Genomic DNA, 21,413 nt, shown 5'->3' with positions numbered 1-21,413 from the left:
TAAGAGATACGTATCACTGTCATTTAGTTGTACTGCATGGTCATCACGACAACAGCACTGATGCTTCCAGGCGTAACACCGCCTGAAGCGGATTTGACCCAAGCCTGCATTGGCATCGTGGCAGTGCTGTCTGCCGCAATAGCCTTTGTGATACTGGAGCCCGTCCCTTTAAGCGAGCCGGTCGCGGCGTCACTCATCGCGACGGCAACGCCAGTGGCCGTTCCGCTGTTCATGTAATAGTCCGCCCCTGCTGTGGGATCCGGGTTACCTGCGAACGTCACCGTGACGCTGCGGGTTCCCAGCGGACAGCTTGTAAAGCGCAGATTGAACGCAACCGGATCGGACGTGGATCCTGGCGTCGCCATATTGGAAGCCTGAATATTGCCGAGGTTAATATCCAGATTCGTATTCCCGACATTAAATATGCAGGGCGATGCCACGATATTCCCCGTTACGCCGATATTGACCGTCTCAGCGGAAAACACCTTCCAGCTCAACAGGGCAAGCAGGAGCGTTTTTTTGTGCGCTATTTTCATCTTCTCACCTGCTACTGGTAGGTAATATTTAGCGTGGCCGAGGCGTTGGCCGTTCCCGACTGAACGGTCCCCAGCGTTTGATAATAACGGGCCGTTAACGGGAGCGTCTCGACCCCGCCCGCGGACTGTTTTAATAGCAGGCGACTGTTCATGGCCAGCGGCGTACCGTTATAGATGAGCTGAACGCCCACCCCTTTTGCCGTTCCTGAATTACCCTGCCCCGTCAGGGCCATCACGCTGGTATTGCCGCTATCCGGGTTTTGAATGCCGCTCAACGTGACGTTTATATTGGTCCCGGCGCTGCAGTTTAATCCGAGGTTCTGCGTATTTTGCGCGCCTGCCGGCGACGTTCCCACACCGCCAGTAAAGGAAGAGGCGGGTATATTTCCAATGGCGAAGGTTAATTGTGGCGTATTAATCGTACACGCCAGGGCATTGATCGTGCCGCTGGTCAACTGCGTTGTCAGGCCATCGCGATAAATAGCGTCGCTGCCCTGAAGGGTTACCACGCCGATGACGCCGGGCGTGAGCGCCCCGGATGAAACCGGCCCGGTCACCACCAGTTCAATTTTTCCGCCATACCAGTCGACGTAGGAGGTTTGCGCGTTGTATGAGAAGGTATTGCTCGGGTTATCAAAATAGTTGTTCGATGAAAATCGAATCCCAATCCCGCTGACGTTGGTATTGTAAACATGATTCCCATAGGTGCTGAGCGTGGCGCCGTTATACCGCATGCTAAAACCCAGCATTAATGGATTGCTGCAGCCGGTCAGATAGGACCCCGTATTTGACGCCGCACCGGAGAATATCACCGTTCCCACAGGCGCATCGCGCTGCACGTTGAGGGTGCCCACCGACAGCGAAGACGTTTGCGGCACGATCGTCGTGCACGTCCCGGCCCAGGCACCATTCCAGCCCGCCAATAAACAGAGCAACAGCAAAAATTTCATCGTTTTCATCTTAATGTTCCCGACGACAAAGGGCGTTAACGAGGGTGACGCCACCATAGGTGGCCTGTTTCGGCAGCGTGAAATCCGCGCGACACTGCTGGCCGGACTGATTTCCCCACGCCACGATCAGCGTCCCCTGCTCGCTCATGCCGGTTAAATAGACTTGTCCGCGATCGCCGACGATAAAACTACTGTGACCGTCTCCGGCGAGCGTCACCATCGCCCCAAATGGAACGAATCGACCGTCGTCCATCAGGGTCATCAGCACCTTGCGCCCCACTTTAGAGAGATAATCTGCCCTGACCACCGCGCCTCGCGTTGGCGTCACCGTGCGCGTATTGATCTCCAGTTCCACGTCGTCAGGCATATTTTCCGGATCGAGCGTGAGGTCGTTTTTGCGGTACACGGAGAGGTTGCTCACCACCGTGTAGCCCCGGTAGTCCGTTCGCATACCGGACTGGTTTCGAATATCCACCCCGTGGGCGCCGGGTGCCTTAATCAGGGCATTGGTTTCCCCCAGCGGCTGGGAAAAGGTGATGCCATCCGCGTGGGCCAGGATGCCCCCCTGCAGGCCGTAGTTCAGACGCTCGCTGTTCCTGTCGTAGCCATAGCCCGCCGTCACTTCGCCGTAGGTCCCTTTGTAATCCCCGTTCATGTTGCCGGTATATCCCACGCCGTCCGTGCCGTAGCCCTGCTGCACGTTCCAGTTAAGGGCGTTGTTTTCCAGGGCCACGCCGTTCATGCCCAGGCTGTGCGTAGTACCGTTATTCTTGCTGGCGTTCATGCCATAGTTCGCCCACGTCTGCGGGAGGAATTTCTCCAGCGGCACGCTGACGTTAAATGCCAGAAGCTGGTCGTGGTCGTACGTTTTACTGCTCCCGGTGCCATAAGAGGCTGCGCTGGCGTTTTTGCTGTATGTCCAGGTCACGCCATAGCTGATGTTATGCCAGTAGTTGTTATACCCGACGCTCCAGGACGCCATTGATTTGCCCGAATTCCAGTAGTCTTCCCGCGCGGCGCTGAGGGCCAGGGACCCCAAACCCCCGCCCAGCGTCTGGCTCATGGTCAATTCGGCGCGGTTACGCCGCCTGTCCTGCAGCGCGGTACTGTCTCCCCAGGAGTCCAGCACTTCCTGCATTCCGTAGTAGCCGCTGGTCGAATAGCGATACCCCGCAATCGAAAAGTTTGTTCCGGTATCAATAAAGTTCTTGCTGTACCGCGCGCGCCAGGACTGGCCGCTGGTTTTGGCCGTGTTATCCGGCGTAGACCAGGCCTGGGTTACGTCGGTGGAGATCGCACCAAAATCCCCCATGTTTTTACCCACCCCAACGGCGAGCGACCGGTACTTGCCCGATCCCTGCACGCCGCCGTATAGCGTCAGACCCTGCGGGAGACCATAAATACCGGTCAGTTGCCCGAAAGGCGTCTTTTCCACGCTGCTGTTATAGGCGCGATACTGGCCGCCCGTGATGGCATACTTCAGACGCCCTTCGCGTTGCAGCACCGGCAGAGAGGCGTAAGGCAGGGTGAAATGCTGTTCGCTTCCATCCGCTTCTTTGATTGTCACATCCAGATCCCCGGCACCGCCCGTCGGGTACATGTCTGTTATCTCGAACGCCCCCGGGGCGACGTAGCTCTGGTAGATCTGATAGCCATTCTGGCGCACCACCACCTGCGCATTCGTGCGCGCAATACCGCGAACCACGGGCGCGTAGCCTTTCAGGGAATCCGGCAGCATGTCATCGTCGGACGCCAGCTGGCCGCCGCGAAAAGGGATACTGTCAAACACGTCAGCCGGGGAGGAGCTGTCGCCGAGCGTCAGCTGCGCTTTCAGAGGAATAACGGCCCGCTGCGCATAGGTGTAAACGGTGTCCCATTTATCCTGACCCGACGCATCCCGGGACCAGGTGGTGTAGTTGCGCAGGCGCCAGGGCCCAATGTTGATCCCCGGACGCAGGTTGGCATACTGGCTTTCCGTTCTGTCAGCCCCTCCGGTCTTCGCCCAGGAGTTGGCCCCGCTCAGGCTGTAATTGAGCATGGCGGCATTGATGCCCTCGTCCCACATTTCTGGTGGCACATAGCCACGCGCCGGTATATCAATAGCCGCCTGCGGAATACTGATAACCAGACGCTGCGCGTTGAACTGGAAATCCGTCGAGGCCAATGGAATGGCCTTAAGATCGGCACAGTCGCTTTTCGCTGAGGCCAGCTGTGGAAAAAGCGCTGTCTTAACGCCCCACTGTTTTAATTGTTCAATGCTCAGGCACGGCTGTAATACGTCATTTCCATCAGGTGTTTTTGCTGCGGCAAAGGTAATATCCCGGGTCTCCATGAGCTGATCGTCAAGAATAATATCAACATGGTACGTCCCCGGTGCCTGAGAGCCTGTTTCAAATGCGGATAAATCGGCTTTCCCCATTCCTGGGTTGTCCAGCTCGACCAGTTCGGTATTAAACGTTTCGCTGGCATAAAGCGTGGGAGAAGACCCCGTCATTGCCAGGGCGATGAGTGTCGCCAGGCGTCGAGGACGTACTTTATATTGCTGTATTTTCATTGCTGATAACCTGAGTAATGCGGGTATTACCGTTTGTAAAATCACAAACTGGCTTGATGCAACGCGCCGGGGCTTCCATAATCGTTGATAACTTTAAACGTCAACGTATTTCCGCTGGTTCCATGAGATAATGGGAACCGGGCCGACGCGCCAGGTAATACATACGAAACATCATCCAGCCTTTTTCCGCCCACAGATATTTCATTAAAATTGATGACATAAGGTGTCGGATTCGTAACCTGAATTTCATTCCCGTTGCGTTGCCACGTTAATTTTCCGGCCTGATCTTCAGGCGTTGACGCGTGAAGATTAGCCGGGCGATAAATCAACTTGATACGCGTTTTCACCGCAATTTGCAGTGCGTTAGCCTGTTTCGTTGCAGAAGGAATGGCTTTTATATTGAGCCAGAATAAACTTTCTTGTTCCTGAGAGAGTGAACCTGTCATAACAATGCGTTCGATATTTTTCTGGCCGCCATCCAGTCGATAAAGCGGAGGCGTAATGATAAAAGGCGCTTTATCTGTTTTCCCCTCCGGCGCATCAATCCACGACTGAATTAAAAAGGGCGCGCTATCGGCATTGTCCACGCTAATGGTTGCTTCTTTTTTTGCACCGTCGAAAATAACGCGGGTGCCGCCAATAATGACCCCGGCATTGGCGATTGAAAATGTCAGCGGTAACGCTGCTGCGGCCAGACCGATTGTTGTGATAAAACGCATTGAATACCTCATAAAACAAAGGGGCCGGGTGGCCCCATACTGATTACTGCAAAAGACTTAGTTATAAATCACAGAGAAGTTAGCAACCGAGTTAGCCGGGCCCGCGGTCACTGATGCCGCAGTCGAAATATACTGGGCATAGAAGTTGAGCGTATTATCAGCGGTGCTGCTCAGCGCATAGGTATAGCTGTTGCTACCATGCAGCGGCAGATCGGCCTTATCCGCCGTCATCAGGTTGATGGCCACGCCAGTTGCTGCTCCCACAACGGAGGAATCAATCGCCAGCAGGCTTGCGTTGGTTAAATCTGGCGTGCCGTCAAAACGCACCTTCGCGGAGGTAACGGTCACCGGGCAGTTTTTCAGTACGATATTGAACTGCGTCGCTGCGGTTCGGGAACCCGTTGTCGGGAATTCCGTTTTGTAATAATCGCCGAGGACCACAACCTGATTCTGGGATGCCACATCCACATCGCAGGCATTATCCAAAATATTACCGTTAAAATTAACCGTACCTGCCGCCGCGAAAGCCTGAGTCATTGTCAATGCAGAGCCAGCCGCAAACATGGCAACAATAATTTTCTTTTTCATAAAGCCATTTCCTGTATTACTTTATTTATTACTGATATTCAGGCAAAACAGACGTTCCTCATTCTGCCATTCTTTTTTAGAGGCCATCAGAAACAAAATATCACTCTCATCGTGTCGAGCGTTTCAGATGGGTGTTTTTGTCGACGAGTCAAAATTTATACAACTCTTTTGTGCGAGACAATCTATTTTCAGGTCTAGCTGTAGACTGGAGTTTAACAAAAAACAAACATTTTGATCGTTCACTTTATCGCCAGTCTACTTTTAGACTTTCGTCGTTTAACGATAAAATTCATAACGTTAAGATACTCAACTCTTCCGGTCTATTATTAGACTTCCGAGTATTATTCCCTGCTTCGCTGCTTTTTAAGATAATTCTCCACGCTGATTGAAAAACGATCGCATCTGTTGAAGTGAGGTATATTATGAACACGCGAATTGCAGCCGTATTAGACAATGAGAAATCGTCAGTGCTGGGATTAAAACCCTTAAGGCACATAGAGCGTATAATTGATAATGTCCTTCCTGGTGCAGAGAAAATCATTCTTTCGAAAAGTGAAGTCGTACAATATTACCGAAATGACGAACGCCAATGTTTTATGCTGTTACACGGCAGCGTGGCGCTGCACCGCCGCGGCGACGGCATTGTGTTAAATTCAGAATCAGCGCCTTTTATACTGGGTGTCAGCAGTCAGTTTTCATCGGAACATCTTTACGTCAGGGCCCTGGAGACATCCGAATTAGCAAGCGTACCGCTGGAAACGTTTAACAACGTGGTTGCACAGCACGATCTCTGGGAACACTTTTCTAAATTGCTGATCTACACGGCATCGCGGGTGTACGAGCACTGCGCGCAAATATCACAGATGTCCGCCTACGATATCATCCGCTTTCAGCTGGTTGAATTAATGCAGGAGCCTAAGGCAATTCGACAAAACATCACCGCAGCGGCTTACATTAAAAGCCGTACCTACCTTTCCCGCAGCGGAATTATGCGGATTCTGGCAGAACTGCGTACGGGGAAATACATCACCATGGACCGTGGCGTGCTGATAGAAGTTAACCATTTACCCCGGAAGTACTGAAAGCACAATAATATCTGGAGATAGCGCGAGAGAAGAGCGAAACTATAAGCATAAGATTATCTTCCAGGTTTACGGCTATGTCCTCTACAGATAAATCGTCTCGCGGCTCCCCTTACGCCCAGGAACTGATCGCGCATCTGAAGCCTTATTGCACCGTGCGTCGAACGGGCCGCGGTGAACGACTTAACCTTGAGGTTAACGGTCAGGGGCTCTGTTATTTAATCCTCGAGGGGACGATTGCCCTCTATCGCACCAGCGATAACATGATGCTTTCTACCGCCCGCAGCCCTGCCCTGTTTGGTCTTGCTAACCTGACGGACATCTATTTCAATGATTACCTCGTCACGGTGAGCCCTTGCCTGATTGGCAGTATCCCTACTGAACAGGTAGCTGACATTATCAAAGAAAAAGGGCTATGGGGCCTGCTCTCGAAACAACTGATGTTTGTCTATAGCCGGCTTTATAACAACGTGATGCCGCAGGGCGCACCGACGGCGTATGAGATGATTCGCCAGCAGCTCATAAAGCTGATGGAGGAAGATGAAAGTTATCGCAGCAGCGTAACGGCGGAAAGGTATATTCGGGAGAAAACCCAGCTCTCCCGCAGCGGCGTAATGCGCATTCTGGCGGATTTAAAAACCGGCGGATTTATCGAAATGGAAGAAGGCAGACTTATTAAAATCAACAAGCTCCCCGCTAAATACTGAATGTCAGACACAAAAAAGGCCGCACTCGCGGCCTGTTCAACAACACTCACTCAATGGACGTGAACGCCCAACCGCCAGGCAAAGTAGATCTCTTCTTTCAGTTCATTCGAAGAGAGCGCCAGCAGATCCGTGAACTCCAGCTCAAGCTGTTTCAGCTTTTTCAGGTACTGCGCCGGAGACAGGTTGCTCTTATCGCGACGTAAATATTCAATTGCCAGCTGTGTTGGGGTTATTTCAGTATCCATGATGTCCTCGCTTATGTACAAATCCTGACCAGTATATCACAACACGCTGACTAGTTTTTGACCAAAGGCAATTCATCTGAAAACTTTACACGACCGCCGTCGTCAGACGCGACGAGCAGCACAGGCGATCCTGCTCGTCGAGAATATCAATCTGCCACACCTGGTGGCGGCTGCCAGCGTGCAGCGCGCGGCAGATACCGCGCACGCGCCCGCTGCGCACCGAGCGAATGTGGTTGGCATTCACCTCAAGCCCGACCACCTTCTGTTCGCCTTCGGTGCAGAGATATCCCGCGACGGAGCCCAGGGTTTCCGCCAGCACGACGGAAGCCCCGCCGTGCAACAGGCCAAACGGCTGATGGGTGCGACTATCGACAGGCATCGTCGCCTCCAGATCGTCTTCCCCAATGCGGGTGAACTGGATATCCAGCAGCCCCACCATATTCCCCTCGCCCATGGCGTTTAGCGCCTGCAGCGTGACGGCACGTTTCCAGATCATCCAATTATCTCCAGTAAAGCCTGTAATGGGTGGCGTACGCCGTTACCCTCAACCCGTTTCACCTGGCTGCGGCAGGAGTAGCCCGTCGCCAGGCAGCGGTTTCTTGGCAATCGCTGCATCGCCTGATGCCACGACAGCTCATAGATGCCGAGCGAGTTGGCGTGGTTTTTCACCTCGTGGCCGTAGGTGCCCGCCATGCCGCAACAGCCCACGCTGACGCTCTCCAGCTTCGCGCCGAAACGCGCAAAAATAGACGCCCATTGCGCCGGGGCGCCGGGCAGCGCCGTCACTTCCGTACAGTGTCCGAACAGATACCACGGTTCACCGCCAGCCTCCTGAATGGCCTTCTCTTCCAGGGCTGCCGGCAGCCACTCGTGCACCAGCATGACGTGGAAATCGCCGCGCTTATCACCCAGCGTCTGCTTGTATTCATCGCGATAGCAAAGCACAAGCGCCGGATCGACGCCGACCATCGGCATCCCAAGTTCGGCGATCCGGTTGAGAAAATCAGCGGTTTTTTGCGCCGTTTTCGCAAAGCGGTTCAGGAAGCCTTTAATGTGCTGCGCCTTGCCGTTTGGCGAGAACGGCAGCACTACCGGCTGATAGCCCAGTTTTTCAACCAGGCGGATGAAGTCAGCGACCACCTGCGCGTCGTAGTAGCTGGTGAACGGATCCTGGACCACCAGCACCACCTTCGCTTTTTGCTCAGGAGTAAGCGCTTCAAGCTGTTCCAGGGTCATGTTCGCCGAGCGGTGGCCGACGAGCTGGCGCTGCAGCGACGGCACCGACAGCAGCGGCAGATCGACCATGCCGATATGCTTTTCGGAAAGCTTGCGCACCAGCGGCTGATTGATAAAGAAGTTAAAGGTCTTCGGCGCGCGCGCCATCAGCGGCGCGTAGCTTTCCACCGTCGCCACCAGATGATCGCGCACCGGGCGCAGATAGCGGGTGTGGTAGAGCTGTAGGAAACGCGAGCGGAATTCCGGCACGTCGATTTTAATCGGGCACTGGGTAGAGCAGGCTTTACAGGCCAGACAGCCGGACATCGCCTCTTTCACCTCATGGGAGAAATCATACTCGCCCTTATTGGCATGCCAGCTGTTGCGGGTGCGCTCAATCAGCGAGCGCAGGCTGGCCCGTTTTTCCGGCAGCTCCTGCTCCAGCTTCAGGGGATCGACGCCACGGTCCGCCAGCAGACGCAGCCACTCGCGCACCAGCGTCGCACGCCCTTTCGGCGAGTGAATGCGGTTGCTGGTGATTTTCATTGACGGGCACATCGGGCTTTTCACGTCAAAGTTAAAGCACAGGCCGTTGCCGTTACACTCCATCGCGCCGCGCCAGGACGAGCGCACCGCAATCGGGATCTGTCTGTCATACGTACCGCGCTTAACGGCATCTACCTGGAGCATTGGCGCGTCCACCCCTTCAGGCGGGCAGATTTTCCCCGGATTGAGGCGGTTATCCGGGTCGAACGCCGCTTTGACCTTGCGCAGCTCCGCGTAAAGCTGCTCCCCGAAGAACTCCGGGCTGTATTCCGCGCGGAACCCTTTCCCGTGCTCCCCCCACAGCAGGCCGCCATATTTAGCGGTTAAGGCCACCACATCGTCGGAGATCTGCTTCATCAGGATCTCCTGCTGCGGGTCGCACATATCCAGCGCCGGACGCACGTGCAGCACCCCGGCATCTACGTGGCCAAACATGCCGTAGCTCAGGCCGTGGCTGTCCAGCAGGGCGCGAAACTCGACGATATAATCCGCCAGATGCTCGGGCGGCACGCAGGTGTCTTCGGCAAACGGAATCGGCTTCGCCGCCCCTTTCGCATTGCCAAGCAGGCCCACGGCTTTTTTACGCATGGCGTAAATACGCTCGATACCGGCCAGATCGTGACAAAGCTGCCAGCCAATCACGCCGCCTTCGCCATGAGCAATCAGCTCATCCAGGCGCTGGCAGAGCGTCGTCACCTGGCTTTCAATCAGCTCCGCGTCATCACCGGCAAATTCCACAATGTTGAGGCCAAGCATCTCTTTGTCCGGCACGTCGGTAATCAGCTCGCGCACGGAGTGCCAGACGATATCTTCCCGCGCCAGATTCAGCACCTTAGAGTCGACGGTTTCCACCGACAGCGCCTGCGCTTCCACCATAAACGGCGCATTGCGCAGCGCGGAGTCGAAGGAGTCATATTTGACGTTCACGAGGCGACGCACCTTCGGCAGGCGGGTGATATCCAGCCGCGCCTCGGTAATAAACGCCAGCGTTCCTTCGGAGCCGGTCAGCACGCGGGTTAAATCAAACTGCGTCAGGTCGTCGTTAAACACGTGGCGCAGGTCGTAGCCCGTTAAGAAGCGGTTCAGTTTGGGGAATTTGTCGAGAATAAGCTGGCGGTTGTCGCGGCAGCGCTCCAGCACGGTGCGGTAGATGCGCCCGCTGGCGGTGTTATCTTTACCCAGCGTTTCCGCCAGTTCGACCGGCATCGGCTGGGTATCAAGGATATCGCCGCCTAACAATACTGCCCGCACGCCCAGCACGTGATCGGAGGTTTTACCGTAGACCAGCGATCCCTGCCCGGAGGCATCGGTGTTGATCATCCCCCCGATGGTTGCTCGGTTGCTGGTGGAGAGTTCAGGGGCAAAAAAGTAGCCGTAAGGCTTGAGGTACTGATTAAGCTGATCTTTGATAACGCCCGCCTCAACCCGCACCCATCCCTCTTCAGGGTTGATCTCAATGATGCGGTTCATATAGCGCGACATATCAATAATGATGCCCTGGTTCAGCGCCTGACCGTTGGTTCCGGTGCCACCGCCGCGCGGCGTGAAGACCAGAGAGGCAAACCGCTCCTGCGTTGCCAGCCGGGCGATAAGCGCCACGTCGGCCGTGGAACGCGGGAAAACGACCGCATCGGGAAGAAGCTGGTAGATACTGTTATCGGTTGCCATCGTCAGCCTGTCGGCATAGTTCGTGGCGGTATCACCTGTAAAACCCTGTTGCTCCAGTGCCTGCAAAAAATTAAGCACCAGCTGAACGACGCCAGGTGCCTGAGAAATCTGTGGGATCATTACTGTCGACCCTAATTAGAGTTGTGGGAATCGTTTGCGTGTATCTTAAAAGTTTTATCACATTTTTTTCTTATAATCTCTGCTGAATTACAGGCAGAATTCGCCTGTCAAAAACCGCTGCGATCGCTAATGATAAGAGAGACGCGGTTTTCCATTCCCGCCAGTGGTACTGGCGTTCTTTTAAGGAAAGTTTCATTTATGGTCAATCTTCGCCAGCCCAGGGATGTTGCGCAAATTCTGCTGTCGGTGCTGTTCCTGGCCCTCATGATTATTGCGTGTCTGTGGATTGTTCAACCTTTTATTCTCGGCTTCGCCTGGGCTGCGACCGTTGTCGTCGCCACGTGGCCTTTGCTGCTGCGCTTGCAAAAACTGCTGTTTGGCCGCCGCGGGCTGGCCGTGCTGGTGATGACGCTGCTGCTGTTCCTGCTGTTTATTATTCCAATTGCGCTGCTGGTAAACAGCCTTGTCGACTCCAGCGGCCCGGTGATCCGCGCCGTGACAAGCGGCGACCTGACGCTGCCGGACCTCGGCTGGCTGAACAGCATTCCGGTCGTGGGCGCTAAACTTTACAGCGGCTGGCATAGCCTGCTGGAGATGGGCGGCAGCGCGCTGATGGCGAAAGTGCGTCCGTATATTGGCACCACCACCACCTGGTTTGTCGGTCAGGCCGCACATATCGGCCGCTTTATGATGCACTGTACCCTGATGCTGGTCTTCAGCGCCCTGCTTTACTGGCGCGGTGAGCAGGTGGCTTTAGGCGTTCGTCACTTTGCCACCCGCCTGGCGGGAAAACGGGGTGACGCCGCGGTGCTGCTGGCCGCGCAGGCCGTGCGCGCGGTCGCCCTGGGCGTCGTGGTGACGGCGCTGGTGCAGGCGGTGCTGGGCGGTATCGGCCTAGCGATTTCCGGCGTACCGTACGCCACCGTCTTTACCGTAGTCATGCTGATGACCTGCCTTGCGCAACTGGGGCCGCTGCTGGTGCTGGTTCCGAGCATTATCTGGCTTTACTGGACGGGTGATACCACGTGGGGAACGGTGCTGCTGGTCTGGAGCTGCGTGGTTGGCACCATGGATAACGTGATTCGCCCCATCCTCATCCGCATGGGCGCAGACCTGCCGCTGATCCTGATCCTCTCCGGGGTTATCGGCGGGTTGATTGCTTTCGGGATGATCGGTCTGTTCATTGGCCCAGTGCTGCTCGCCGTTACCTGGCGTCTGTTCTCCGCCTGGGTTTATGAAGTGCCGCCGCCTGGAACCGACCCGGACGTGATTCTGAGCGAGCTGGACGAGCTGGAAGAAAAGAATACCCATTAAGCCTTGTTGCCGGGTGGTGCTTACGCTTACCCGGCCTACATTATCCCGCACAATACTTTAACACCGCTAAAGTATTTATTCGTTGCACACTGGTCAGACCCGCCATTTCAGCACTAAGTCCGCTATTATTCTCAAGAAATCTTTACGTCTCTTTAACTATTGAGACGAATCCGATCGACGCTGAAAGATGACATGCCTACTATTAGCTCAAGGTTATAAATCAACACCTTGATTTATAAGCATGGAAATCCCCTGAGTGAAACAACGAATTGCTGTGTGTAGTCTTTGCCCATCTCCCACGATGGGCTTTTTTTTATCCTGACTACGCGCGCTTAACCTCACAGGTACTGAGCATCCGCCACTCAGCAGGCAGCACCCGCGTTTCCCCCGTCACATTGACCGTCACCGCCTGGTGGATATCCGCCGACGATGCGCCAATCTGCAGTTCAAACTCGCCCGGCTCAACGACGCGCTTGCCGTCACGGCGGGTGAAGTTGAACATCTCAACCGGCAGCGTGAAGGTGAGCGTGGCGGTTTCGCCCGGCGAGAGCGTGACGCGCTGGAAGGCCTTAAGCTCCTGAAGCGGGCGCACCTGGGTGGCGACCTTGTCCCGCACGTAGACCTGCACCACCTCGCTGCCGCTGCGCTCGCCGGTATTGGTGATATCCACGCTCAGCGTCACCTCACCGTCGACCGGCACGCTGCTTTCAGCGACGCGGGAAGTGCCCCAGCTAAACTGCGTCCAGCCGAGGCCGAAACCAAACGGGTAACGCGCACCGAAATGGAACGCGAACGGCGTGCCGCCGCTTTTCAGCTTGTGGTTATAGTAGAACGGCATCGCCCCGGCGCTTTTCGGCACGCTGACCACCAGCCGGCCCTGCGGCTCCGCGCGACCGGTTAACACATCGGCAATCGCCCAGCCCCCTTCCTGTCCCGGCGCCCAGGCCATCATCAGCGCGGCAATCTTCTCCTCCAGCCCCTGAAGGTTGTACGGACGCCCGCCGGTCATCACGACGATCACCGGTTTGCCCGTCGCCACCAGCGCCTCCAGCAGCTGTTGTTGCACGCCCGGCAGATTCAGAGAGTCGGTATCGGAGCCTTCCCCTACCGTGCCGCTCTGGAACAGCCCGGCGAGATCGCCCACGCAGGCCACCACCACGTCACTCTCATGTGCGGCGCTGACCGCCTCGGGGATAAGTGCGGTACTTTGCGACACCGGAGACTGCTGCATTGGCTTGCCGCCGCTGTCGCCCGGGAAGACCGGCGCGCTCGCCATCCGTTTTTCGATAATGTGGCACCCTTTCGCGTAGCGCACGTTCGATGCACCCAGGTACTGCTCCAGCGCCGCGCGCGGGGTCGTCACCTGCGAGGTCTCCTCAACCATATCGCTGATGATCAGATGCACCGGGAAGCTATACCCGCTGAGTAACGCCAGCGGATCGTCTGCCGTCGGCCCCACCACCGCCACGCGGGGTTTACCGTTCAGCGGCAGAATGCCGTTGTTTTCCAGCAGCGTGACCGATTTTGTCGCCACCTCCCGCGCTACCTGGCGGGTCATCTCATTTTGCAGATCGATGCCGTTTTCATCGGCATACGGGTTCTCAAACAGGCCGAGACGGAATTTTTCGGTCAGCGTACGCGCCACGATCTCATCGACTTTCGCCATAGAGATCAGCCCGCGCTCTACCGCTTCCGCCAGATGGCGTGCGCAGTCATCTTTCGGCAGCTCAACGTCCAGCCCGGCGTTAAACGCCAGCGCGGCGGACTCCGCTGCGTCGTGGGAAATCCCGTGGTGCTGGTGCAGCAGGCTGACGCCGCCGTAGTCCGCCACAATAATGCCGTCGAAGCCCCACTGTTCGCGCAGGACGGTGGTCAACAGGAAGCTGTCGCTGTGCCCCGGCTGGTTATCGATGTCGTGGTAGGCGGGCATGACCGAACCGGCATTTGCCAGCTTGACCGCCATTTCAAACGGCAGCAGGAAGGTGTCGTTCAGCTCGCTAAAGCCAAGATGCACCGGGGCGTGGTTGCGCGCCCCTTCGCTGAACGAGTGGCCCACGTAATGTTTGAGCGTCGCCAGCAGATCGCGCTTGTCGCCCTGTAACCCTTTCACCCAGGCGGTTGCCATCACGCCCACCAGCCAGGGATCTTCCCCGAAGGTCTCTTCGGTTCGCCCCCAGCGGACGTCGCGGGAAACGTCCAGCACCGGGGCCAGCCCCTGCTGGCAACCGACGGAACGCGCCTCTTTACCGATCTGCTCTGCCGCGCGCTGCACCAGCTCCGGGTCCCAGGTCGAGCCGTAGTTGAGCGAGGACGGGAACAGGGTGGCGTCTTTGCACAGCAGCCCCACCAGGCACTCCTCGTGGAACAACGCCGGAATGCCAAGCCGCGTCTCTTCCATCATCATGCGCTGCAGGCGGTTAGCCGCGCGCACCCCGGTTTTCGCGTCAACGATGTGGGTGCCGAGCGGACGGGTGATCTGCCCGACGCCCAGTTTTAGCCGTTCGCTCAGCGCCGCCTGCTCGCTGACGCCGGCGAATTCGTCGCTCAAATCGCTGCGCTCCCGGTGGTTGCCGTTTTCATCAAGGATCAGCCAGTAGGCGTGCATCTGGGCGAACTTCTCTTCGGGGGTCATGCGTGCCAGTAAATCAGCGACGCGCTCGTGCACGGGACGTCCTGCGTCCTTGTAGATAGCAGTCATATTTTACTCCTGTAGTGCGGAAGGGGTTGCCGGGCTGAGCTGCCCCGCGTCGGGTCTTACCTCACGCTTGCTGGCCAGCTCCCGGGCGATGGAATCCACCAGCCGGCTGTTGAGCTTGTAGATGGAAAGCAGCGCCACCATGCAGAGGAACAGCGCGCACGGAATAAGGGTGAACAGGGCGTTGATGGTGGAGAGCACGTGCGGCGCCTGGGCTGCCTGGCCCGGGGCGTAATCCACCATGCCGAGCACCCAGCCGACCACCGCCCCGCCCAGCGCAAGGCCAAACTTGATGGCGAACAGTGCGGTAGAGAAGACCAGCCCGTCCAGACGGCGGCCGCTGCGATGCTCTTCGTAGTCGACCACATCAGAGAACATGGTCCACTGGAGCGGCGTGGTGAGGTTTTGAATAAAGCTAAAGACGATGTTAAGGCCAAAGATTAGCCACACCTGCGAAGGCGGCAGGAAGAAAATCAGCGCGCCGAAAATGACGAAGGACATTATCGTCCACTGATAGGCGCGTACGCGGTCAAATTTCCCCAGCAGGCGTTCAGATAATAACGCGCCGCTTAGCGAGGCCACCATGCCAGAAACAATAAAGGCAAAAACCAGCTCCGGGCGCAACAGTACATAGTTGACGTAATACATGGTGGCAGAGCCGCGCGTCACCACCGCCGTTAACAGCAAAATATTAAACACAAACACAATGCGCCACTGGCTGTTACCGGCCAGCAGTTTTAAATCGGTGAGCATGGAGCCGGAGGTATCATTGCGCGGGGAATAACGCTCGCGGGTCATCAGGAAACAGCAAAAGAACAGCACAATTCCCAGCAGCCCCATCAGGCTCATGGCAAAGAAATAGCCTTTCTGCAGATTGCCCTGGCCTAACAATGAGACCAGCGGCAGTGCAATCACCGTCACAATTAATCCGCCGATAAACGACAGGCCAAAGCGCCACGACTGCAGGGAGTGACGCTCGCGCGGATCCAGCGTCAGCGCACCTGGCATAGCGCAGTAAGGCACGTTAATGGCGGAGTAAATCAGACTTAAAATCGCGTAGGTCGCGCAGGCATAAACAATTTTTGCCGTCGGCCCGACGTCCGGTACGTAGAAGGTAATAAGGCAGCTTACGCCAAAGGGAATAGCAAACCACAGCAGCCAGGGCCGGAAACGGCCGTGACGCGTCTGCGTGCGGTCAACCAGCGCGCCAATACACGGGTCGACAAACGCATCAACCACGCGCACCACTAAAAACATGGTACCCATGATCGCGGCAGGCAAACCAAAAACGTCGGTATAGAAATAAGCAAGAAATAATGTGGCCGTTTGCCAGACCAGCGCGCTGGCCATATCACCTAAGCCATAACCTATTTTATCTTTGGTACGCAATACAGAGGAAAGTGTCATTGTTATTTGCCTTTTTATCAGGTTAAAACGTATTTCAACCAGTTGCGCATCATCTGAAGGGAAATGCGCAGTAAGGCTCAAGTATTAGCAACGCGTTGCGCACTAACAATTGTCTTAATTAACAGACAAATTATGATATTTGGTTTTTTAGATTATTTGTGATGGGGAGCAAATTAGAGGTGAAATAAAAAAGGCGAGAAATAAAATCCTCGCCTTTTGCGATCGTGTTGCCGTTACTTGTTCAGTTCCGCCAGGCTCAGCCAGGTTTGCACTACCGTGTCCGGGTTCAGGGAGAGGCTGTCAATCCCCTCTTCCATCAGCCATGCGGCAAAGTCTTCATGGTCGGATGGACCCTGACCGCAAATCCCGACGTATTTACCCTGCTTCTTCGCCGCGCGGATGGACATGGAAAGCAGCGCTTTCACCGCCTCGTTACGCTCGTCGAAGAGCTCAGAAACCACGCCGGAGTCGCGGTCCAGGCCCAGCGTCAACTGAGTCATGTCGTTCGAGCCGATAGAGAAGCCGTCGAAGTGCTCCAGGAACTGCTCGGCCAGCAGGGCGTTGGACGGGATCTCACACATCATGATGATCTTCAGCCCGTTTTCGCCGCGCTTCAGGCCCTGACGCGCCAGCTCGTCCACCACCGCTTTCGCCTGATCCACGGTACGCACGAACGGGATCATAATTTCGACGTTGGTCAGCCCCATGTCGTTGCGCACGCGTTTCACCGCCTCGCACTCCAGCGCGAAGCAGTCGCGGAAGCTGTCGGACACGTAGCGTCCGGCCCCGCGGAAGCCCAGCATCGGGTTCTCTTCTTCCGGCTCGTAGCGCTCGCCGCCCACAAGGTTAGCGTATTCGTTAGACTTAAAGTCAGACAGACGCACGATCACGCGTTTCGGGTAGAACGCTGCGCCCAGCGTCGCGATCCCTTCGGTCAGACGGCCGACGTAGAACTCTTTCGGCGAGTCGTAACCTTTCATCATCTCGCGGATTTCGTTCTGCAGCTTCGCGTCCTGGTCGTCAAACTCCAGCAGCGCGCGCGGGTGAACGCCGATCATGCGGTTAATGATGAATTCCAGACGCGCCAGGCCAACGCCTTCGTTCGGCAGACAGGCGAAGTCAAACGCGCGGTCCGGGTTACCGACGTTCATCATGATCTTCAGCGGCAGATCCGGCATGGTATCCACGCTGGAGCTCTTCACGCTGAAGTCAAGGATATCGGCGTAGACGTAGCCGGTGTCGCCTTCGGCACAGGAGACGGTCACGTTCTGCCCGTCCTTCATGCGCTCGGTGGCATCACCGCAGCCGACAACCGCCGGGATCCCCAGCTCGCGGGCAATGATCGCCGCGTGGCAGGTACGGCCGCCGCGGTTGGTGACGATGGCCGACGCTTTCTTCATGATCGGTTCCCAGTCCGGGTCGGTCATGTCGGTCACCAGCACGTCGCCTGGCTCAATACGGTTCATCTCGCTGATGTCGTGGATCACTTTGACCGGACCGGCACCGATGCGGTGACCGATGGCGCGGCCTTCCGCCACGATTTTACCCTGCGCGTGCAGCGTATAACGCTCCATCACCTGGCCGCGAGAGCGAACGGTTTCCGGGCGCGCCTGAACGATAAACAGCTTGCCGGTGTTCCCGTCTTTCGCCCATTCGATATCCATCGGACGGCCATAGTGTTTCTCAATCTGCACCGCCTGCTTCGCCAGCTCCTGCACTTCGGCGTCGGTCAGGGAGAAGCGGTCGCGCTGCTCCTGCGGCACATCTTCAATCTTAACCTGCTTGCCATGCTCCTGGGTTGGGGCATAAATCATGCGGATTTTTTTCGAGCCCATGGTGCGGCGCACCACCGCCGGACGGCCCGCGGCAAGCGTAGGCTTGTGTACGTAGAATTCGTCAGGGTTCACCGCGCCCTGCACGACCATCTCACCCAGGCCCCACGCTGAAGTGATGAACACCACCTGGTCGAAGCCGGATTCGGTATCAATGGAGAACATCACGCCGGAGGAACCCACGTCCGAGCGCACCATGCGCTGCACGCCCGCGGAGAGCGCCACGCCGCGATGGTCATAGCCCTGGTGCACGCGATAGGAGATGGCGCGGTCGTTGAACAGGGAAGCAAATACGTGCTTCACCGCCACCAGTACCGCATCGTAGCCCTGAACGTTCAGGAAGGTTTCCTGCTGCCCGGCAAACGACGCGTCCGGCATGTCTTCTGCGGTCGCGGAAGAACGTACGGCAAAGGAGGCCTGCGCGTCGTCAGCGGAGAGCTGGTTGTACGCGTCATGGATAGCTTTTTCCAGTTCCGGCTGGAAAGGTGTGTCGATGATCCACTGGCGGATCTGCGCCCCGGCTTTGGCAAGCTCGGTGACGTCATCAATATCCGTTTTATCCAGCAGGTCGTAAATGCGCTGGTTTACACCGCTCTGGTCTAAAAACAGGTTAAACGCGTCGGCGGTCGTGGCAAACCCGTTTGGTACGGAGACACCCATACCGGACAGATTTGTAATCATTTCACCCAGGGAGGCATTTTTGCCCCCAACTCTGTCTACATCATTCATGCCGAGTTGGTTATACCAAAGCACCAGCGGTGACGAGCCATTGTTGGACATCGAAACAATCCTTTTGTGATATTTGATCGGAGTAAGTAACACCTGACTACGTATTTATACTGGCATAATTATTTGCGCTAAAAAAACGGTGAATCGTGTAAGCAATTTAAATTTTCAACTTTTCGGATAGTTTCCCACCAGCCAATAAGCTGATGATTCCTCTATATTCAGCCAGAAACCACAAAAATAAAGTCGCTATTTGAAAAATGAAATCCGCTTTTCAGGAAAATCAAAAACATCATTTCATTTTAAATTCAGATAACTTCTTTGCTGTGCAATTAACTTTTTTAATTTATGCTTTCAGACAATTAGGTATGATATTCAGGGTGGGTAAAATGGATAATGCTGTCGATCGTCACGTTTTTTATATTTCTGATGGTACGGCGATCACCGCCGAGGTGCTGGGCCACGCGGTGATGTCGCAATTCCCCGTTTCGATTAACAGCATCACGCTGCCGTTTGTGGAAAATGAGAGCCGTGCCAAAGCGGTGAAGGACCAGATTGACGCCATCTTCCAGCAGACCGGCGTGCGCCCGCTGGTGTTCTATTCCATCGTTATTCCTGAGATTCGCCACATCATTTTGCAAAGTGAAGGCTTTTGCCAGGACATCGTGCAGGCGCTGGTGGCCCCGCTCCAGAGCGAGCTTAAGCTTGACCCGACGCCTATCGCGCACCGCACCCACGGGCTGAACCCCGGCAACCTGACCAAATATGACGCGCGTATTGCCGCCATCGACTACACCCTGGCGCACGACGACGGGATCTCGCTGCGCAACCTCGACCAGGCGCAGGTGATTTTGCTCGGCGTGTCGCGCTGCGGCAAAACGCCGACCAGCCTCTATCTGGCGATGCAGTTCGGCATCCGCGCCGCAAACTACCCCTTTATTGCCGACGATATGGATAACCTGGTGCTGCCCGCTGCGCTCAAGCCGCTGCAGCATAAGCTGTTCGGCCTGACGATTAACCCGGAACGTCTCGCGGCGATCCGCGAAGAGCGCCGCGAGAACAGCCGCTACGCCTCGATGCGCCAGTGCCGCATGGAGGTTTCCGAAGTGGAAGCGCTGTACCGCAAAAATCAGATCCCGTGGCTGAACAGCACGAACTATTCGGTAGAAGAGATCGCCACCAAAATTCTCGACATCATGGGACTTAACCGCCGCATGTACTAATAAGCTAGTACATTAGCTCAGATTCATGTATCATCCTTTTCAACAGCGGGGCGGTGTCGCCCCGAACTTGAAATCAGCAGGGATTGGTTTAATGTGATGCCCATCACTTCCCGGTAGTCTGCCGATGAAGCAAAAATTTTCTGAGACAAGTCATGAATAAAACCGATGAACTCCGCACGGCGCGCATAGACAGCCTGGTCACCCCGGCTGAACTGGCCGAGCGGCACCCCGTTTCCGCCGCGGTCGCGGAACATGTGACGGCCTCCCGCCGCCGCATTGAAAAAATCCTCAATGGTGAAGACAAACGTCTTTTGGTGGTGATTGGGCCCTGCTCCATCCACGATCTGGATGCCGCGATGGATTATGCAAAACGGCTCCAGGGGCTGCGGGAAAAATACCAGCATCGCCTTGAGATTGTGATGCGCACCTACTTTGAAAAACCGCGTACCGTGGTGGGCTGGAAAGGGCTGATTTCCGACCCTGACCTTAACGGCAGCTATCGCGTAAACCACGGCATTGAGCTGGCGCGGAAGCTGCTGTTGCAGGTCAACGAGCTGGGCGTGCCGACGGCCACCGAGTTTCTCGACATGGTGACCGGGCAGTTTATCGCCGATCTGATCAGCTGGGGCGCGATTGGCGCGCGCACTACCGAAAGCCAAATCCACCGCGAGATGGCCTCAGCCCTCTCCTGTCCGGTCGGCTTCAAAAACGGGACCGACGGCAACACCCGGATTGCGGTCGATGCGATCCGCGCCTCGCGTGCCAGCCATATGTTCCTGTCGCCGGACAAGAACGGCCATATGACCATCTACCAGACCAGCGGTAACCCGTATGGGCATATCATTATGCGCGGCGGGAAGAAGCCTAATTACCATGCACAAGACATCGCTGCCGCCTGTGAAACGCTGGCCGAATTCGACCTGCCGGAACATCTGGTGGTGGATTTCAGCCACGGCAACTGCCAGAAGCAGCATCGCCGCCAGCTTGACGTCTGCGATGAGGTCTGTCAGCAGATCCGCAGCGGCTCGACCGCCGTTGCCGGGATCATGGCCGAAAGCTTTATCAAAGAAGGCACGCAGAAAATCGTTGCCGGACAGCAGATGGTATACGGCCAGTCGATCACCGACCCGTGCCTGAGCTGGGAAGACAGCGAGCTGCTGCTGGAGAAGCTGGCAGCTGCGGTTGATTCTCGCTTCTGATGTTATTGTCGGGTGGCGCTGCGCTTACCCGACCTACGGTTCGCGCCCTTCTTCCTCTCCCCGTGGGAGAGGGTTGGGTTGAGGGCA

General features: G+C 56.2%; 16 protein-coding genes and 1 other RNA gene. 6 read left to right on the top strand and 11 right to left on the bottom strand.

Translation table 11 applies throughout. The features are described 5' to 3' along the window. Window positions 1-23: 23 nt before the first annotated feature. From ACMGGH_RS14690 to ACMGGH_RS14670, 5 genes are read right to left on the bottom strand one after another with little or no spacing between them, the layout of a single operon-like run. The gene (locus tag ACMGGH_RS14690) at window positions 24-536 is read right to left on the bottom strand and encodes a fimbrial protein (RefSeq protein ID WP_232948132.1); all 513 of its coding nucleotides are present in this window, start codon (window positions 534-536) and stop codon (window positions 24-26) included. A gap of 11 nt (window positions 537-547) precedes the next feature. Further along, complete coding sequence (locus ACMGGH_RS14685; RefSeq protein WP_063153870.1) at window positions 548-1,495, bottom strand: fimbrial protein; 948 nt, start codon at window positions 1,493-1,495, stop codon at window positions 548-550. Window position 1,496: 1 nt separating this feature from the next. Continuing rightward, a complete protein-coding gene (locus ACMGGH_RS14680; RefSeq protein ID WP_232948130.1) occupies window positions 1,497-4,040 on the bottom strand; it encodes a fimbria/pilus outer membrane usher protein in 2,544 nt (847 codons plus the stop codon). Window positions 4,041-4,081: 41 nt separating this feature from the next. Then, complete coding sequence (locus ACMGGH_RS14675; protein WP_048960405.1) at window positions 4,082-4,759, bottom strand: molecular chaperone; 678 nt, start codon at window positions 4,757-4,759, stop codon at window positions 4,082-4,084. Between the two features lie 57 nt (window positions 4,760-4,816). Continuing rightward, window positions 4,817-5,347 (bottom strand): fimbrial protein, encoded by a 531-nt coding sequence (locus tag ACMGGH_RS14670; protein ID WP_028012844.1) that lies wholly within the window; start codon window positions 5,345-5,347, stop codon window positions 4,817-4,819. A 422-nt stretch (window positions 5,348-5,769) separates the two neighbouring features. Between ACMGGH_RS14670 and ACMGGH_RS14665 the strand changes: the two genes are divergently transcribed. Then, a complete protein-coding gene (locus tag ACMGGH_RS14665; RefSeq protein WP_232948129.1) occupies window positions 5,770-6,429 on the top strand; it encodes a winged helix-turn-helix transcriptional regulator in 660 nt (219 codons plus the stop codon). 77 nt (window positions 6,430-6,506) lie between these two features. Then, window positions 6,507-7,136 (top strand): helix-turn-helix domain-containing protein, encoded by a 630-nt coding sequence (locus ACMGGH_RS14660; protein ID WP_232948128.1) that lies wholly within the window; start codon window positions 6,507-6,509, stop codon window positions 7,134-7,136. A gap of 50 nt (window positions 7,137-7,186) precedes the next feature. Here the strand turns inward: ACMGGH_RS14660 and ACMGGH_RS14655 are convergent, their stop codons facing one another. From ACMGGH_RS14655 to ACMGGH_RS14645, 3 genes are all read right to left on the bottom strand, one after another. Then, window positions 7,187-7,381 (bottom strand): YdiH family protein, encoded by a 195-nt coding sequence (locus ACMGGH_RS14655; RefSeq protein ID WP_003857766.1) that lies wholly within the window; start codon window positions 7,379-7,381, stop codon window positions 7,187-7,189. An 85-nt stretch (window positions 7,382-7,466) separates the two neighbouring features. Then, a complete protein-coding gene (gene menI, locus ACMGGH_RS14650; RefSeq protein ID WP_028012841.1) occupies window positions 7,467-7,877 on the bottom strand; it encodes a 1,4-dihydroxy-2-naphthoyl-CoA hydrolase in 411 nt (136 codons plus the stop codon). Then, window positions 7,874-10,930, bottom strand: coding sequence for an FAD-binding and (Fe-S)-binding domain-containing protein (locus ACMGGH_RS14645; RefSeq protein WP_232948127.1), 3,057 nt, complete (start codon window positions 10,928-10,930; stop codon window positions 7,874-7,876). The genes menI and ACMGGH_RS14645 overlap by 4 nt, the downstream gene beginning before the upstream one ends. A gap of 198 nt (window positions 10,931-11,128) precedes the next feature. Here ACMGGH_RS14645 and ydiK point away from each other — a divergent pair, with 198 nt between their 5' ends. Both ydiK and rprA read left to right on the top strand, forming a co-directional pair. Continuing rightward, window positions 11,129-12,244: an AI-2E family transporter YdiK gene (gene ydiK / locus ACMGGH_RS14640; RefSeq protein WP_232948126.1), complete on the top strand. Its 1,116-nt coding sequence runs from the start codon at window positions 11,129-11,131 to the stop codon at window positions 12,242-12,244. A gap of 209 nt (window positions 12,245-12,453) precedes the next feature. Then, an RNA gene (rprA, locus tag ACMGGH_RS14635) (antisense sRNA RprA) lies at window positions 12,454-12,561 on the top strand. 5 nt (window positions 12,562-12,566) lie between these two features. Here rprA and ACMGGH_RS14630 read toward each other — a convergent pair. The 3 genes from ACMGGH_RS14630 to ppsA all read right to left on the bottom strand — a co-directional run bounded on the left by ACMGGH_RS14630 (window position 12,567) and on the right by ppsA (window position 18,958). Continuing rightward, window positions 12,567-14,942: a glycoside hydrolase family 3 N-terminal domain-containing protein gene (locus ACMGGH_RS14630; protein ID WP_232948125.1), complete on the bottom strand. Its 2,376-nt coding sequence runs from the start codon at window positions 14,940-14,942 to the stop codon at window positions 12,567-12,569. Between the two features lie 3 nt (window positions 14,943-14,945). Beyond that, complete coding sequence (locus tag ACMGGH_RS14625; RefSeq protein ID WP_150143545.1) at window positions 14,946-16,346, bottom strand: MFS transporter; 1,401 nt, start codon at window positions 16,344-16,346, stop codon at window positions 14,946-14,948. Window positions 16,347-16,579: 233 nt separating this feature from the next. Continuing rightward, entirely contained in the window at window positions 16,580-18,958 is a 2,379-nt protein-coding gene (gene ppsA / locus ACMGGH_RS14620) for a phosphoenolpyruvate synthase (RefSeq protein ID WP_028012836.1), read from the bottom strand. A gap of 335 nt (window positions 18,959-19,293) precedes the next feature. Here ppsA and ppsR point away from each other — a divergent pair, with 335 nt between their 5' ends. Beyond that, window positions 19,294-20,127: a pyruvate, water dikinase regulatory protein gene (gene ppsR / locus ACMGGH_RS14615; protein ID WP_028012835.1), complete on the top strand. Its 834-nt coding sequence runs from the start codon at window positions 19,294-19,296 to the stop codon at window positions 20,125-20,127. A gap of 152 nt (window positions 20,128-20,279) precedes the next feature. Further along, complete coding sequence (aroH, locus tag ACMGGH_RS14610) at window positions 20,280-21,326, top strand: 3-deoxy-7-phosphoheptulonate synthase AroH (RefSeq protein WP_028012834.1); 1,047 nt, start codon at window positions 20,280-20,282, stop codon at window positions 21,324-21,326. The last annotated feature ends 87 nt before the right edge of the window (window positions 21,327-21,413 follow it).

It is taken from the genome of Enterobacter sp. BNK-16, assembly GCF_048684955.1.
Lineage (GTDB): Bacteria > Pseudomonadota > Gammaproteobacteria > Enterobacterales > Enterobacteriaceae > Enterobacter > Enterobacter bugandensis.
The sequence above is the reverse complement of the archived record's forward strand: the minus strand, read 5'-3'. Positions and strand labels throughout refer to the sequence as shown.

Excerpts from the sequence above, each read along its gene's own strand:
- ACMGGH_RS14690 (WP_232948132.1), bottom strand. The coding sequence starts at position 536 with ATGAAAATAGCGCACAAAAAAACGCTCCTGCTTGCCCTGTTGAGCTGG.
- ACMGGH_RS14685 (WP_063153870.1), bottom strand. The coding sequence starts at position 1,495 with ATGAAAACGATGAAATTTTTGCTGTTGCTCTGTTTATTGGCGGGCTGG.
- ACMGGH_RS14680 (WP_232948130.1), bottom strand. The coding sequence starts at position 4,040 with ATGAAAATACAGCAATATAAAGTACGTCCTCGACGCCTGGCGACACTC.
- ACMGGH_RS14675 (WP_048960405.1), bottom strand. The coding sequence starts at position 4,759 with ATGCGTTTTATCACAACAATCGGTCTGGCCGCAGCAGCGTTACCGCTG.
- ACMGGH_RS14670 (WP_028012844.1), bottom strand. The coding sequence starts at position 5,347 with ATGAAAAAGAAAATTATTGTTGCCATGTTTGCGGCTGGCTCTGCATTG.
- ACMGGH_RS14665 (WP_232948129.1), top strand. The coding sequence starts at position 5,770 with ATGAACACGCGAATTGCAGCCGTATTAGACAATGAGAAATCGTCAGTG.
- ACMGGH_RS14660 (WP_232948128.1), top strand. The coding sequence starts at position 6,507 with ATGTCCTCTACAGATAAATCGTCTCGCGGCTCCCCTTACGCCCAGGAA.
- ACMGGH_RS14655 (WP_003857766.1), bottom strand. The coding sequence starts at position 7,381 with ATGGATACTGAAATAACCCCAACACAGCTGGCAATTGAATATTTACGT.
- menI (WP_028012841.1), bottom strand. The coding sequence starts at position 7,877 with ATGATCTGGAAACGTGCCGTCACGCTGCAGGCGCTAAACGCCATGGGC.
- ACMGGH_RS14645 (WP_232948127.1), bottom strand. The coding sequence starts at position 10,930 with ATGATCCCACAGATTTCTCAGGCACCTGGCGTCGTTCAGCTGGTGCTT.
- ydiK (WP_232948126.1), top strand. The coding sequence starts at position 11,129 with ATGGTCAATCTTCGCCAGCCCAGGGATGTTGCGCAAATTCTGCTGTCG.
- ACMGGH_RS14630 (WP_232948125.1), bottom strand. The coding sequence starts at position 14,942 with ATGACTGCTATCTACAAGGACGCAGGACGTCCCGTGCACGAGCGCGTC.
- ACMGGH_RS14625 (WP_150143545.1), bottom strand. The coding sequence starts at position 16,346 with ATGACACTTTCCTCTGTATTGCGTACCAAAGATAAAATAGGTTATGGC.
- ppsA (WP_028012836.1), bottom strand. The coding sequence starts at position 18,958 with ATGTCCAACAATGGCTCGTCACCGCTGGTGCTTTGGTATAACCAACTC.
- ppsR (WP_028012835.1), top strand. The coding sequence starts at position 19,294 with ATGGATAATGCTGTCGATCGTCACGTTTTTTATATTTCTGATGGTACG.
- aroH (WP_028012834.1), top strand. The coding sequence starts at position 20,280 with ATGAATAAAACCGATGAACTCCGCACGGCGCGCATAGACAGCCTGGTC.